The sequence below is a fragment of the Saccharothrix sp. NPDC042600 genome (genome assembly GCF_040647305.1).
GTDB lineage: Bacteria > Actinomycetota > Actinomycetes > Mycobacteriales > Pseudonocardiaceae > Actinosynnema > Actinosynnema mutabilis.
In genome coordinates, this window is record NZ_JBEZBW010000016.1 from 1 (window position 1) to 13,400 (window position 13,400).

A 13,400-nucleotide genomic window follows, 5' to 3' on the forward strand; every position below is an offset into this window, starting at 1 on the left:
GGGGCGGCCTGCTCGGCGGCGCGGCGGGGTGCGGCGTGCTCGGCGGGCAGGTCCGGGCGGGCGCGGCGGCCGGTCGTTTCCGGACCGAAGTGGCTCGGCGCGTCCTCCGGGGTGGGCCTGCGGCGGCGGCCGGTGTCCTCGGGGCGGGTCGGGGTGGCGGGAGCGAGGTCGTCCGGGAGGGTCCGGCGGCCGGTCGGCTCGGGTGCGACCCGCCGTCCGGTCTGCGGCGGCTCGGGCACCGCCCGCCGGCCGGTCACCCCGGCCTCGGGCACCGCCCGCCTGCCTGCCTCCGGCTCCGGCACGGCGCGGCGGCCGGTCGGTTCGTGCTCGGGTACCGCGCGGCGGCCGGTCGGTTCGTGCTCGGGTACCGCGCGGCGGCCGGTCGGTTCGTGCTCGGGCACCGCGCGCCTGCCCGTCGGTTCGGGCTGGGGTGCCGCGCGGCGGCCGGTGACGTCGGGCGCGACTGCCGCGCGCCGGCCGGTCACCTCGGGCTCGGGCATCGCGCGCCGGCCGGTGGACTCGGCCTCGGGCGCCGCCCGCCTGCCGGTCGACTCCGGTCTGCGGCCGTCGGTCGGCGGCACGGGGCGCGGGATGTTGGTGCGGCTGTGCTGCTCCAGCAGTTCGGAGACGCTCAGCCCCCCGCTGCCCTCCATCGACCGCCGTCGGCGGCCGGTCGGCTGGTCGTCGGGAACGGGCTGGTCACCACGAGGTCCGGGGCCGCCACGGCGGGGCTCGTCGGGCACCCGGTCTCCCTTCAGCAACAGCGGTCAATACGGGGTCGTCATCACGAGTTGACGACATCAAGGACACATTGGTTGCACCAACGGCGTGTCACTTGCCTTGGCGATACTACGGATGACCGCCAGTCCTGACGACCACTCCCGGTGATACAGGGGTCGTGGGTAGTCAGTTGCGCTCAGCAGGCTACGCCCGAACGGGTGAGCTGCCGCAAAGACTCAGTAACCGGCAACCCTCGGTTCGGCGATCCCGCGCCGCCCCGCCGCGGCCCCGGCCAGGCGCACCCGACCGCCCTCCCGGTAGGCGACCGCGTTCCGTCCTGACTGCTTGGCGGTGTAGAGCAGGCTGTCCGCCCGCAGCAGCTGTTGCTCCGGAGCGACCGGCGGACGTGTCGACGGGTCCCCCGCGGGAGGCTCATAAGCCAACCCGATGCTGACGGTCACTCGCAAACCGGGGGCCAGCGAAGCCCAGGCGTGACGCTCGACACGCATGCGCGCCGACTCCGCGATCTCCACGCCGGCGGCGGCGTCCACGCCCGGCAGCACGAGCACGAACTCCTCACCGCCGTACCGGGCGCAGAACCCGTCCTCGGGCAGCTCCTCCTGCAGCAGTTCGACCACGCGCTGCAACACCCGATCACCCAGAAGGTGACCAAATGTGTCATTCACCTGCTTGAACCAGTCGAGGTCGATCAACGCGATGGCGAGCCCGTCGGCGGTGGCCCGGTCCGTGACCATGCCGAGCAGGCGCTCGTCCAGGTACCGCCGGTTGTAGCTGTCGGTGAGGCTGTCTCTCAGGCTCTGCTCGCGGGCCTCCGCGTGCTCGCGGCGCAGCCGGTCCACCTCGCGGCGCAGTTGCTCGGGGACGTGCGGCTGCTCGTCCTGGTCGGCGTAGACCAGGTCGAACGCCGACCGCAGGTGCTGGTACGCCTGCCGCCACTGGCCGCGGGAGGCGAGCAGCGCGGCGATCGACTCGTGCAACTGCACCAGCCCGGTACCCTCCGAGGCGGCCCGGTCCTCCTCGGACCTGCCGTCGCTGTCGAAGTCGGCGACTTCGGGTCGCAGTGCGGTCATCGCGCTCACCTCCCTACTTGCCAAGGTGTCGTCTGTTGCAACGCGGTGCTTGAGCCGGCGGGACGCGTCACTGGAGGAATTCCCTCTACCGGTTGACCGTGCACTGCTCCGAACTGGTGACGTTCGGTGATCAACTACCCGGAACGTGTGCCCAGCGTGGTCACGCGGCGCAGGGCGCGAAGCCGTACGCCTTGCCGTTGAGCAGGACGATGTGCTGGGAGCCGATCTGGCTGCCGATCTCGGTGCCCTCCTGGAACGCGGTGAGCGTCACGGCGACCACCAGCACGACCCCGCGCGGGTGCTCGTCCTCGCCCGGCGGCGTCCAGTCGGGGTCCAGGCGCAGCGTGGACATGGTCGGCTGCACCTTGATGGTGCCCTTCGGCAACTCGCAGTCCTCGTCGCGGAAGTCCGGGTGCTGGGTGTCGGCGAGCAGTTCGTGCTGCTCGGACACGCCGCGCCCGGCGGCCTCGTTGAGCGCGGCGAAGTAGCTGGTCACCAGTTCGCGTTCCACGTCGGTGACGCGCAGCGGTCGGGGCGTCCCGGCCACGGTCGAGCCGCAGGCGGCCAGCAGCAGCGCGCAGGCGGCGAACAAGGCGGCCCGCGACGCCCGGTCACCCACCGGAGTGCATGTCTTCCGCTGCGGGGACCATGCCGTCCTCGGGGTCGTCCAGCCACCCCTCGGGCAGCACGACCTTCGCCGGCGACCCCTGCCGGCCGCGCGGACCCTCGGCGTCGAGCGTCACGGCGGTCGGGTCGAGCCGGCCGAGCAGGTCGTCCAGCTCGGCGGTGGTGGACACCATCGCGAGGCTGCGCCGCAGGTCCGCGCCGACCGGGAACCCCTTGAGGTACCAGGCCATGTGCTTGCGCAGGTCGCGGATGCCCTTGTCCTCGCCCAGGTGCGCGGCGAGCAGGCGGCCGTGGCGGGCGATGATCTCGGCGACCTTGCCCAGCCCGGGGGTGGCGGGGACCGGTTCGCCGTTCATCGCGGCCTGGAGCTCGCCGAACAGCCACGGGCGGCCCAGGCAGCCGCGGCCGACCACAACGCCGTCGCAGCCGGTCTTGGCGACCATGTCCAGGGCGTCCTGGGCGCTGAAGATGTCACCGTTGCCCAGGACGGGGATGCTGGTCACGGCCTCCTTGAGGCGCGCGATGGCGGTCCAGTCGGCCTGGCCGGAGTACCGCTGGGCGGCGGTCCGGGCGTGCAGCGCGACCGCTTGCGCGCCCTCGTCCTCGGCGATGCGGCCCGCGTCCAGGAACGTGTGGTGGTCGTCGTCGATGCCGATGCGGAACTTCACGGTGACCGGCACCCCGGCCGGCTCGGCGGCCCGCACCGCGGCCCGCACGATCTCCCGGAACAACCGCCGCTTGTACGGCAGCGCCGCCCCGCCGCCCTTGCGGGTGACCTTGGGCACCGGGCAGCCGAAGTTCATGTCGATGTGGTCCGCCCGGTCCTCACCGACGATGATCTTCGCGGCCTCGCTCATGGACGCCGGGTCCACCCCGTAGAGCTGCAACGACCGCGGGTGCTCGGCGGCCCCGAACGTGATCATCTCCATCGTCTTGGAGTCGCGTTCGACGATGGCGCGGGCCGTGATCATCTCGCAGACGTACAGCGACGTGGGGCTGCCGAACTCGCGGCAGAGCTGCCGGAACGCCACGTTGGTGATGCCGGCCATCGGCGCGAGCACGACGGCCGGATCGACCGCGTACGGGCCGATCCGGAGGTCTGTCGAGGTCTGGAGTGCGGTGGACATCCAGGCCATTGTCACCCAGCGGCGGGAGTGGCGGACGCCATACGCCCCGAATCCCGCACGTCGGCCCGGTCACGCCCGGTGACCCGGCTCAGGTCAGGGCACGCCTCAGGTGGTCGGCGGTCTCCTCGTCGAACGCCACCAGTTCGATGCGTTCCACCGACGTCGTCGCCGACCTCAGCGCCGCCACCGCCACCCGTGCCGCCTCGGCGGGCGGGTAGCCGTACACGCCCGTCGCGATCGCCGGGAACGCGATGGAGCGCACCCCCAGGCCGTCGGCGACCTCCAGGCAGCGCCGGTAGCAGGACGCCAGCACCTCTTCCTCGCCGAAGTCGCCGCCCTCCCACACCGGACCGACCGTGTGGATCACGTGGCGCACCGGCGGGTCCAGGTCGAAGGCGGGCGTGGCGACGGCGTCGCCCGGCTCGCACGGAGCGACCGCCGCACCGGCGCGGGCCAGCCTCGGCCCCGCCGCGCGGTGGATCGCCCCGTCCACCCCGCCGCCGCCCATCAGCGACTCGTTCGCCGCGGTCACGATCGCGTCCACCCGCGCTCGCGTGATGTCACCCACCACCACCTCGATCATGCACCGAGCGTGGCACGGTTCCCCGATCGGGCGGTGCTCGTTCCTCCCTGAGCGCAATCACAGCTCCAACCCCCAGTCGTTGCACCGCATGAAGCTCCCCGGCGGGTACTCGAACGACACCTCCCCGATCAGCGTGAACCCCACCTTCCGGCACACGGCGTTGGACGCCGCGTTGCCCACCGACGGGAACGCGTGCACCCACCGCGGCCCGCCGGCCGCCCGCACGCGCTCCACGACCGCCGCCGCGGCCGCCGCGGCCACTCCGCGCCCCTGGCACTCCGGCACGACGCTCCACCCCACCTCGTGGACCGTCGTCCCCCGCCACTCCTTCAGCCAGAACCCCGCCGCCCCCGCCGGGACCCCGTCGAGCACCACCCGGAACATGCCCGAACCCGGCGCCAGGTAGCGCCGGTGCCGGTCGGCCACGCGCTCGTCGGACTCCGGCCCGCCGAGGTGGGCCGTCATCTCCGGCGCGTTGAGCCGGTGCAGCAGGCCGAGGTCCTCTTCCGACCAGGCCTCCAGGTGGACGGTCATGGCGCAAGGGTGCCGGCGGGGTACGACAATCCCGCGATCGCCGCAGGTCAGGGCGCTTTCACAGAGGTTGGCCAAGCGCCCGCCGGACGATCGCTGTCCACGCTTCCGCGCACGTTCCCGCTGCGTTCACCACCCGCCCCTAGCGTCGATCCCCGGACCGGAACCGGTCTATACCTGTTACCAAGGAGGCAGGGTGCGAGGGAAACTCGCGTTGGCTCTGGCGCTGGCGGCCGCCGTGGTCGCGATCCCCACCGCGGACGCCGCTCCGAAGACGCCGAAGGTGCTGGTCATCGGCCTCGATGGAGCCCGGTACGACAAACTGCTCGCCGCCGACACCCCGAACGTCCACGCGCTCGCCCAGCGCGGCTACTCGTCGCGCAGCGCCCTCTACGGCACGGGCATGGCGCCCACCGTCAGCGGTCCGGGCTGGTCGACCATCCTGACCGGCGTCTGGCCGGACCGGCACAAGGTCAAGGACAACTCGTTCGCCGGCAACGCCCTGAGCGGCTTCCCGAGCTGGCTGGCCCGCGCCAACACCGCCAAGCCCGCGCTCGACACGTACGCCGCCGTCGACTGGAAGCCCATCTCCGACCACGTCCTGCGCACCGGTCAGGACCGCAAGTTCGTCCTCGACGGTGACGCGCTCGGCTACGAGGGCTCCGACGAGAAGGTCGCCGCCGACGCCGAGAAGCACCTCGCCCAGAACGCCGCCGACGCGTCGTTCGTCTACTTCGGCAAGACCGACATCGCGGGCCACAACCACGGCGCGGACTCCGCGCAGTACCAGGCGTCCCTGCGCGCGGACGACGCCCACATCGGCCGCTTGCTGCGTGCCGTGGAGAGCCGTCCCGACTACGCCAACGAGGACTGGCTCATCCTGCTCACCACCGACCACGGCCACACCCCGACCGGCGGCCACGGCGGTGACAGCCCCGAGGAGCGCATGACGTTCGTGATCGCGGCGGGCGGCGGCGTCCCGCTGGGCACCCCGGCCGTGCAGCCGAAGATCGTGGACGTCGCGGCCACGGCCCTGCGGCACCTGGGCGTCACCGCGTCCCTCGACGGCCACGCCCTGGGCGCCGCGCCCGCCGACCCGTTCGAGTCGGTGACCCTCAAGCCGCGCCAGGACGAGACGGGCGTGCCCGCGTCGGTCCTGGGGTGGACGCACGACGCCCCGGCGGGCTGGAGCGTCCGCACCACCGCGCCGCAGGGTGTCGCGGAGTGGCAGGGCTGGTCGTTCACCACGGACGACTTCTGGACGCGCACCGCGCCCGGCCAGCACCGCGAGGCCAACGTGCGGGCGCGCGGCGTGTTCGCCGTGGCCGACCCGGACGAGTGGGACGACAAGGGCGCGCCGTCCACGTTGGGGCGGTTCGACTCGACGCTGTCCTCGCCGGGGTACGACGTGGCGGGCGCGTCCTCGGTGACGGTGAAGTTCGGCTCCCACTACCGCCATGAGGACCCGCAGCGCGCATCGGTGACCGTGGCGTTCGACGGTGGCGCGGAGCGCACGGTGCTGTCTTACGGCTCCGGGACCGCCGATGTGATCGCCGGGACCGTGTCGCTGAACGTTGCCGTGCCGAGCGGTGCGCAGCGCATGGTCGTGTCGTGGCGCCTTTATGACGCCGGGAACAACTGGTACTGGGCCGTGGACGCGCCGAGCGTCACCCGCTAGCCGAGGTCGCGGCGGAGCAGGTCCTCTTCGGTCTCCGCCCGGACCAGGACGCGCGTCGTGCCGTCCCGCACGCCGACCAGTGCGGGGCGGCACACCTGGTTGTAGTTCGAGGCGAGCGAGTGGTGGTACGCGCCGGTGACCGGGACCGCGATCACGTCACCCGGGTGAACGTCCCTCGGGAGGTCCACGTCGCCGATGACGTCACCGGCCTCGCAGTGCCGGCCGACGAGCGTCACCCGCGTCGCCGGGCTGCCGTCGCGGAGGAGTCGTGGCTGGTAGCGAGCGCCGTAGAGGGCCGGGCGGGCGTTGTCGCTCATGCCACCGTCGACCGCCACGAACGGGTGCTTCACGGAAGTCACCCGGTAGAGGGTGATCCCGGCCTTGGCGACGATCGAGCGGCCGGGTTCGACGATCAGCCGGGGCGGCTCGACGCGGTGCCGGGCGCACTCGTAGCGGATGGCGCGGGTGACGCGGTCGGCGTACCCGACGAGGTCGAAGTCCGTTTCGCCGCTCGTGTAAGCCACCCCGAAGCCGCCGCCCAGGTCGAGTTCGCGGATCGGGCGACCGAGCCGGGCGATCAGTGCGACCATGCGGCGGGCGGCCTGCTCGTAGGTGGCGACGTGCCGGATCTGCGAGCCGATGTGGCAGTGCAGGCCGACCAGTTCGAGGTCCGGGCGCCCGTCGAGAACCTCCAGCGCTCGCCCGAGGTCGTGCTCGCTCAACCCGAACTTCTGCCCGGTGTCGCCGGTGGCGAGCGCGGGGTGCGTGTCGGCGGCGATCCCCGGCAGGACGCGCAGCAACACCTTGGCGTCGGCGATCCGCTCCAACTCGTCCACGGAATCGACCACGATCCGTCCGACCCCGTGTGCCGCCTTGAGGTCTTCGGGCGTCTTGGCGTTGCCGTGGAAAAGGATCTTGTCGTCCGGCACCCCGGCGGCCCGCGCCACGGCCAGCTCCCCGGCGGAACAGACGTCCAACCACAAGCCTTCTTCGTGAACCCACCGCAGAACCGCTTTGCAGGAAAGAGCTTTGCTCGCGTAGGCCACTCGAACCCCGCCCAACACCTCCCGAACCCGCCGGCACCGCCGACGCACTTCGTTCTCGTCGATCACGTAGGTGGGCGTGCCGAACGTGGCGGCGATCCACCGCAACAGCCGATCGTCCACCGAAGGCCACAGCCGTGGATCGGGCGCGGGGTGCAGTGAGTGGGCCAACGTGGGCAAGATGTCGGAAAGCGTCATACGGCAAGCAGACCGCCACCCGCCGGGTCGAGCCCGCCCCGGCGACGCCCCTTTGACACGATCCCGACGAATCCTGCCGCCCCCTTGACACCCCGATGACCCACACCACAACCCGGTGATCGACCGCCCGGGTGAACGTGGCTGATCACCGGCTCGCCGGCTGTTTCAATGGCTTGTGGTCCTGGTCCAGACGTCGGTGTCCGCGGAGGCTTGGTACGCGTCCGGCACGTTCTGGTCGATCGCCGCGGTGGTGGTCGCGGTGGTGGCGATCGTGGTGGGAGCGTGGGCGGCCTTCCGCTCGACCAGCCCGCGCCGTGTGCTGCACGTGGTGCTGGACTCGGTGGTGCCCCTGCGCGCCGCTCCGGGATGGGGCTACCCGATCGAGGTGCGCCTGCCCGACCGGGTGCTGGTCGATCCCCACGTCGTCGAGATCGGCCTGATCAGCCACGGCTCGCGGGACGTCCCGCAGGCGGCGTTCGACGGCCGCCCACTGGAGATCGACCTCCACACGCCGGTGATCGCCCTCCTCGACCAACAGGTCAAAGCCGGCCGCAACGGAGTCCCCAGACCGACCGTCATGATCAGCCCGACCGGCCTGCACATCGGCCCGGCCTTGCTGACCCGCGAGCACACGCTGCTCTACACCCTCCTGGTCGACGGCAGACCGCGCCTGAACGCATGGTCCCCGGTGGCCGACATGAACCTCCGCCACGACCCGTTGCCCAGCACCCTGCGACTGGTCCGCCTGATCCCGGTAGCGCTCCTCAACGTGTCCGCGATCGCCGGCCTGGTCGCCGCCGCACTGGCGCCGTGGTCGGTGTGGACGCGCGTGACGGTGGCCGCCATCTGCCTGGCGGCATCCACGATCACCGCCACACTGGCCGTCCCGGCACTACGCGCGTTGGCCGACCCGGACACCACCCGCCTGGCCTCCCTCCGAAACCCGACAGCCAAAGACCTGCGCCGCATCGCACCGCACCTGCCCGAGAGGTTCGACTGAATCGACCGTGGCTGCCAGGGATTCGAACCTCGGAAGAGGTTCACGCGAAGGGCGACCATCCGAGGTCGGCAGTGGACGTCTGCCCCTGCGCGGTCACTGACCCGGTATACGTGAAAGTCGAACCGAAGCACACCGACCAAGAGTTGGCCGCAACTCCTGACGGCGGACACGACCAAGTACCCAAGAGGGCATAAGAGCCGTTGTACAGCGTGTACATCGAGGCGGTGGCCTCAGTGACGTAGAGACCGGATCCGTTGTTGCGCACAATCACTGCCGTCTGTACGGATGCGCCACTGTGCGAACGAACGGCGCACACCTGGGCGGACACGCTCGCGGCGATCGTCGTGCTGCTTGAGCAGCGCCAGGTGCTGGTGCTGGAGGTGATGGGATTGGTGTTGCCGTAGGCGCGCCAGACACCGGCGTCAGCTACGGCGGAGCCCGCCCCTGCGAGACCGAGTCCGAGCACGGTGGCGACCATCGTGGTCAGCCCGGCGATCTTTCGCGTAATTCGCATGACCGTCCTTCCGAATGCATCTCCAACAGCGGAAATTGCCTCGGTCAAGATAGCAGAGGGTGTCGAATGTGTCAGCAACGTTGATCTGTGCGAACGAGCCGTGAAACCGGACCGACAATCATGCAAACAACAGGTTCTTCGGCGTCTCAGCAATTCCGCGTTCCCGCGATGCTCCTGGAGCGGCGGGCGAAGACCACAACCCGAAGGCCCACCTTTCCCAGCACGAGGGGCACGATCCGGGAGGCCGCGAACGCGCGGAACCGGGCCTGAGCGAGGGCTTCGATCTTGGGCGGAGCCCGGATACCCGGTCCCGGTTGGGGTTTGGTGGGCCGCCAGGGACTCGAACCCTGAACCCGAAGATTAAAAGTCTCCTGCTCTGCCAATTGAGCTAGCGGCCCGGGGGACAGCTTACCGAGGTCCTCGTGCGTGGTGGGGTGGGTGGGTGGGTCCGGGGTGTGGGTGGGGTCACTTGCGCACTACCTTGGGGGGATGCGGGTGGCCACGTGGAACGTCAACTCGGTCAAGCAGCGGGTGCCTCGGTTGTTGCCCTGGTTGGAGCAGCGGCGGCCCGATGTGGTGTGCCTGCAGGAGACCAAGCTCGCCGATGACGCCTTCGCCGAGTTGCTCGCCGAACCGCTGGCCGGGCTCGGGTACGAGTTCGCCGCGCACGGGGAAGGGCGGTGGAACGGGGTCGCCGTGTTGTCCCGGGTCGGGTTGGCCGACGTCGTCGCCGGGATGGCGGACGGGCCCGGGTTCCCGCAGCCGGAGGCTCGGGTGGTGGCCGCCACCTGCGGGGGTGTGCGGGTCTTCTCCGTCTACGTGCCCAACGGCCGTGAGCCCGACTCCGACCACTACCGCTACAAGCTGGAGTGGCTGGCCGCCCTGCGGGACGTGGTGCGTCGGTCCGGGGACCAGGTGATGGTCTGCGGCGACGTCAACATCGCGCCTGCGGACGAGGACGTGTTCGACCCCGCCGCCTACGTGGGGCACACCCACGTCACCGGCCCCGAACGCGAAGCGCTGCAGCAGCTCGAAGCGCTGGGGCTCAAGGACGTTGTGCGCGACCGGTGGCCCGGCCACCGCGTCTTCACCTACTGGGACTACCGGGCCGGCATGTTCCACCAGGACCTCGGCATGCGCATCGACCTCGTCCTCGCCTCCGAACCGGTCGCCGCCCGCACGAAGGCCGCCTGGGTGGACCGCCACGCCCGCAAGGGCACCGGGCCCAGCGACCACGCCCCGGTCATCGTGGACCTCGACACGGCGCCCGACGGGGACATCGGACCCGTCGTCCCGCCGCCCTCCGCGCCCCGGAAGACCAAGAAGCTCCCGCAGGCCAAGTAGCTTCAAAGGAACTTGGACTAGCCGGCCAGTTCGTCGGGTTCCAGGTCCGCGCTCCACGACGGAGCCGGGGCCAGGGCCAGGGCGACCCGCAGGGCCGTGTCGCGGACGGGCACGAGACGGCGGACCCGGGCCAGGCGGTTGAGCAGCAGGGAGCGCTTCACCAGGCGTTGCGTGGTCCGTCGCCGAACGCGGTCGTACTCGCGCAGGCCCGACGTGACGTCACCCGCGGCCAACGCCGTCGCCAGCGCCAGGCCGTCGATGATCGCCTGGCACGCCCCCTGCCCCAGGTCGGGCGTCATGGCGTGCGCCGCGTCGCCGATCAGCGCCACCCGGTCGCGCACGTACGTCCGCAGCGGCGGCAGGTAGTCGAGGCTGTGCCGCAGCACGTCGCGGCTCTCGGCGAGCACCCTCGGGATCGGGTCGTGCCACGCCGAGAACGCCGTCAGGTCACCGTCCGGCGCGGTCAGCGCGTACCAGTTCGTGCGGCCGTCGGCCTGGGGCGTCAGGCCGAACTTCACCCCGCGGCCCCACGTCTCGCCGCCCGCCGGCACCGCGAAGTCGACCGTCCCGCGCCACCCGACCGCGCCCGACGGCCTCGGTTCGACGCCGAACAACGACCGCCGCACCCCGCTGCCGATGCCGTCCGCCCCCACCACCAGGTCGTGGTCGCACTCCCGCCACGTCACGGCCGCGCCGAACCGGACCACCCCGGTCGGCAGGGCGTCCGCGAGCACCCCGAGCAGCGCCGGCCGGGTGAGCAGGTGCACGTCCGCGCCCAACCGGCCCAGCACGGTCCCGTCGGGCCGGCGCACGGTCCCCTCCGGCTGCCGGCGCCCCGCCCGCCGGGCCCGGTCGCCGACGCCGAGCCGGTCCAGCGCCGCCATCGCGTCCCGCCAGATCCCCAGCCCCGTCCCGGTCGCCGGCAGGCCGTCGGCCCGCTCGAACACGGTCACGTCCCAGCCCGCCCGGCGCAGCCCGATGGCCGCGGCCAGGCCGCCCACCCCTGCGCCGATCACCGCTGCTCTCATGCCGGCGACCGTACTACAGATGTAGTCCCGCTGACTACGGGTGTAGTGTCACGGCCCGTGACGAGACGGCAGCAGGTGCTGGACGCGGCCATCCGCGTGCTCGGCACCGCCGGTCCCCGCGCCCTCACCCACCGCGCCGTCGACGCCGAGGCCGGCCTGGCGGAGGGGTCCACCTCCAACCTCTTCCGCACCCGGGACGCGCTGGTCAGCGGGGTCGTCGAACGCCTCCTCGACCGCGAACGGGAGCTGTGGCAGGCCCTGTCCGGCGACGTCTCCACGCCGGAGAAGCTCGCCGACGCCCTCGGCCGCGTGGTCGAGGAACTGGCCGCCGAACGCGTCCTCACCCTCGCCCGGCACGCCGTCTTCGTGGACGCCGCGGTGCGCCCCGAGCTGGGCAGGCGGATCGCCGAGGCGCACCAGCGGATCGCCGAGTGGGCCGTGCCGATCATCGGCGCGGTCGGCTCGAAGGACCCCGCCGCCGACCTCGCGCTCCTGCTCGCCACGGTCGACGGCCTGCTCACCAACCAGTTGGCCAACCCGCGACCGGACTTCCGGCCCGCCCGCGCCTTCCACGTGGTGCTGCGCGGCATCGTGGCCTGACAGCGGGTCCCCGCAGCGACACCCCGCCCGCGAGCCGACATCATGTGCCGCGTGGACCTGACGCGGGCGTTCCTGGCCGACGAGAGCCTGCACGGGGTGATGGCGGACCTCGACCTGCCACCCGCCCTCGACGCCGTGTACGGCCACCGCCTGGCGCCCCGCCCGTTCTTGCTGGACCGCGCGGAAGCCGACCGCGTGACCGAGGACGTGCGCCGCTTCCACGACCTCCTGCTCTCGTTGCCGCGCAGGCTGTTCGGCGGCAGCCTGACCCGGTGCGCCGAAGCCCTGGGCGTGCCACCGGAAGAAGCCGCGCTCATGACCGCCGACCCGCCCCCGTTCCACGGCCGGGCCGACCTCTACCGGACGACCGACGGCTTCAAGCTGCTGGAGTTCAACTCCGGCAGCCAACTCGGCGGCACCGACCTCGGCGACATCGCCCGCGCCATCAAGGAAAGCCCGACCCTGCGGGACTTCGCGCGCGACCTGGACTACGTGCACCCCGTCGAGGAACTCCTGCGCGCCACAGGTCCCGGCACGACCGCGTTCCTGGAAGCGGGCGGCATGCTCGCCAAGTACGCCAAGGGTTTCGCGTCGCTCCAGGAGTCCTGCCGGCGACTGGGCCGGGAAATCCTGTTGGGAGAGCTGGAAGACCTCACCGAACGCAACGGCTACCTGTACCTGAACGGGACGAAGCTGGACGTGGTCGTCCGCTTCTTCAACCCGGAACAAGCCGTCGGCAAAGCGGAAACTTTCCTCAAGGGCACGAAGAGCCGGGTGTTCACACCGTTGTCGAGCTACCTCTACGGCTACAAGTCCACGCTGGCCCTGCTTTCCACCGCCGACCTCGACGGGGACGAACAGGCCCTGGTGGACCGGATCCTGCCGTGGACCCGCAAACTGGAGGACGTCGATCGGGACCACGTCCGGGCGAACCGCGCGAACCTCCTCCTCAAGGCGTCGGGCGAATTCGCCGGGACCGGCGTCCACGCCGGCTGGCTGCACGACGACCGCGAGTGGAACGCCCTGCTCGACGAGTGCGCGCACAAGCCGCACGTGGTGCAGGAACGGGTCCGGCCGGTCCTGGACCCGATGCCCGGCGACGACCGCGGCTGGCTCACCACGTGGGGCTGGTTCGTGACGGAACAGGGCTTCGCCGGCATGAGCATCCGCACCATGCCCCGCGAAGCCGGCGCGGTCGTCAGCTACGGCGGCAACCCCGACACGAGGGTTTCCGGTCTGCTGCTGGGATAAGTGCTGCGTATCCGTTCGAACGCGTTGCGTGATTCACCCTCCGTAGCCGCAATTGGCGGGATACA

At 71.6% G+C, this 13,400-nt stretch carries 13 protein-coding genes, 1 tRNA gene and 1 pseudogene; 5 read left to right on the plus strand and 10 right to left on the minus strand.

Translation table 11 applies throughout. The features are described 5' to 3' along the window. The 6 genes and pseudogenes from AB0A74_RS13590 to AB0A74_RS13615 form a co-directional block, all read right to left on the minus strand. A pseudogene (locus AB0A74_RS13590) lies at positions 1 to 743 on the minus strand (hypothetical protein); the annotation flags it as partial. 213 nt (positions 744 to 956) lie between these two features. Further along, on the minus strand, positions 957 to 1,811 hold the full coding sequence (locus AB0A74_RS13595; protein WP_358249170.1) for a GGDEF domain-containing protein: 855 nt from the start codon (positions 1,809 to 1,811) through the stop codon (positions 957 to 959). A gap of 160 nt (positions 1,812 to 1,971) precedes the next feature. Continuing rightward, positions 1,972 to 2,430 (minus strand): hypothetical protein, encoded by a 459-nt coding sequence (locus AB0A74_RS13600; RefSeq protein ID WP_358249172.1) that lies wholly within the window; start codon positions 2,428 to 2,430, stop codon positions 1,972 to 1,974. Then, positions 2,423 to 3,565 (minus strand): tRNA dihydrouridine synthase DusB, encoded by a 1,143-nt coding sequence (gene dusB / locus AB0A74_RS13605; RefSeq protein ID WP_358249174.1) that lies wholly within the window; start codon positions 3,563 to 3,565, stop codon positions 2,423 to 2,425. Before dusB ends, AB0A74_RS13600 begins: the two co-directional genes overlap by 8 nt. A gap of 88 nt (positions 3,566 to 3,653) precedes the next feature. Then, positions 3,654 to 4,148: a macro domain-containing protein gene (locus AB0A74_RS13610; protein WP_358249176.1), complete on the minus strand. Its 495-nt coding sequence runs from the start codon at positions 4,146 to 4,148 to the stop codon at positions 3,654 to 3,656. Between the two features lie 57 nt (positions 4,149 to 4,205). Then, complete coding sequence (locus tag AB0A74_RS13615) at positions 4,206 to 4,682, minus strand: GNAT family N-acetyltransferase (protein ID WP_358249178.1); 477 nt, start codon at positions 4,680 to 4,682, stop codon at positions 4,206 to 4,208. A 193-nt stretch (positions 4,683 to 4,875) separates the two neighbouring features. Here AB0A74_RS13615 and AB0A74_RS13620 point away from each other — a divergent pair, with 193 nt between their 5' ends. Beyond that, on the plus strand, positions 4,876 to 6,357 hold the full coding sequence (locus AB0A74_RS13620) for an alkaline phosphatase family protein (RefSeq protein WP_358249180.1): 1,482 nt from the start codon (positions 4,876 to 4,878) through the stop codon (positions 6,355 to 6,357). Here the strand turns inward: AB0A74_RS13620 and lysA are convergent. Beyond that, positions 6,354 to 7,598: a diaminopimelate decarboxylase gene (gene lysA / locus AB0A74_RS13625; RefSeq protein WP_358249181.1), complete on the minus strand. Its 1,245-nt coding sequence runs from the start codon at positions 7,596 to 7,598 to the stop codon at positions 6,354 to 6,356. The two genes, AB0A74_RS13620 and lysA, sit on opposite strands and share 4 nt — an antisense overlap. A gap of 175 nt (positions 7,599 to 7,773) precedes the next feature. Between lysA and AB0A74_RS13630 the strand changes: the two genes are divergently transcribed. Then, complete coding sequence (locus AB0A74_RS13630; RefSeq protein ID WP_358249183.1) at positions 7,774 to 8,598, plus strand: hypothetical protein; 825 nt, start codon at positions 7,774 to 7,776, stop codon at positions 8,596 to 8,598. 40 nt (positions 8,599 to 8,638) lie between these two features. On the opposite strand, the gene AB0A74_RS13635 is transcribed toward AB0A74_RS13630, so the two are convergent. Further along, positions 8,639 to 9,160, minus strand: coding sequence for a hypothetical protein (locus tag AB0A74_RS13635; RefSeq protein WP_358249185.1), 522 nt, complete (start codon positions 9,158 to 9,160; stop codon positions 8,639 to 8,641). A 274-nt stretch (positions 9,161 to 9,434) separates the two neighbouring features. Further along, positions 9,435 to 9,510: transfer RNA gene (locus AB0A74_RS13640), tRNA-Lys, on the minus strand. Positions 9,511 to 9,601: 91 nt separating this feature from the next. On the opposite strand from AB0A74_RS13640, the gene AB0A74_RS13645 reads away from it, so the two are divergent. Further along, a complete protein-coding gene (locus AB0A74_RS13645) occupies positions 9,602 to 10,456 on the plus strand; it encodes an exodeoxyribonuclease III (RefSeq protein ID WP_358249186.1) in 855 nt (284 codons plus the stop codon). Between the two features lie 17 nt (positions 10,457 to 10,473). On the opposite strand, the gene AB0A74_RS13650 is transcribed toward AB0A74_RS13645, so the two are convergent. Further along, a complete protein-coding gene (locus AB0A74_RS13650) occupies positions 10,474 to 11,484 on the minus strand; it encodes an FAD-dependent monooxygenase (RefSeq protein ID WP_358249188.1) in 1,011 nt (336 codons plus the stop codon). Between the two features lie 57 nt (positions 11,485 to 11,541). Here AB0A74_RS13650 and AB0A74_RS13655 point away from each other — a divergent pair, with 57 nt between their 5' ends. Beyond that, positions 11,542 to 12,084: a TetR/AcrR family transcriptional regulator gene (locus AB0A74_RS13655; protein ID WP_358249190.1), complete on the plus strand. Its 543-nt coding sequence runs from the start codon at positions 11,542 to 11,544 to the stop codon at positions 12,082 to 12,084. Between the two features lie 51 nt (positions 12,085 to 12,135). Next, entirely contained in the window at positions 12,136 to 13,335 is a 1,200-nt protein-coding gene (locus tag AB0A74_RS13660; protein WP_358249191.1) for a hypothetical protein, read from the plus strand. Positions 13,336 to 13,400 lie beyond the last annotated feature (65 nt).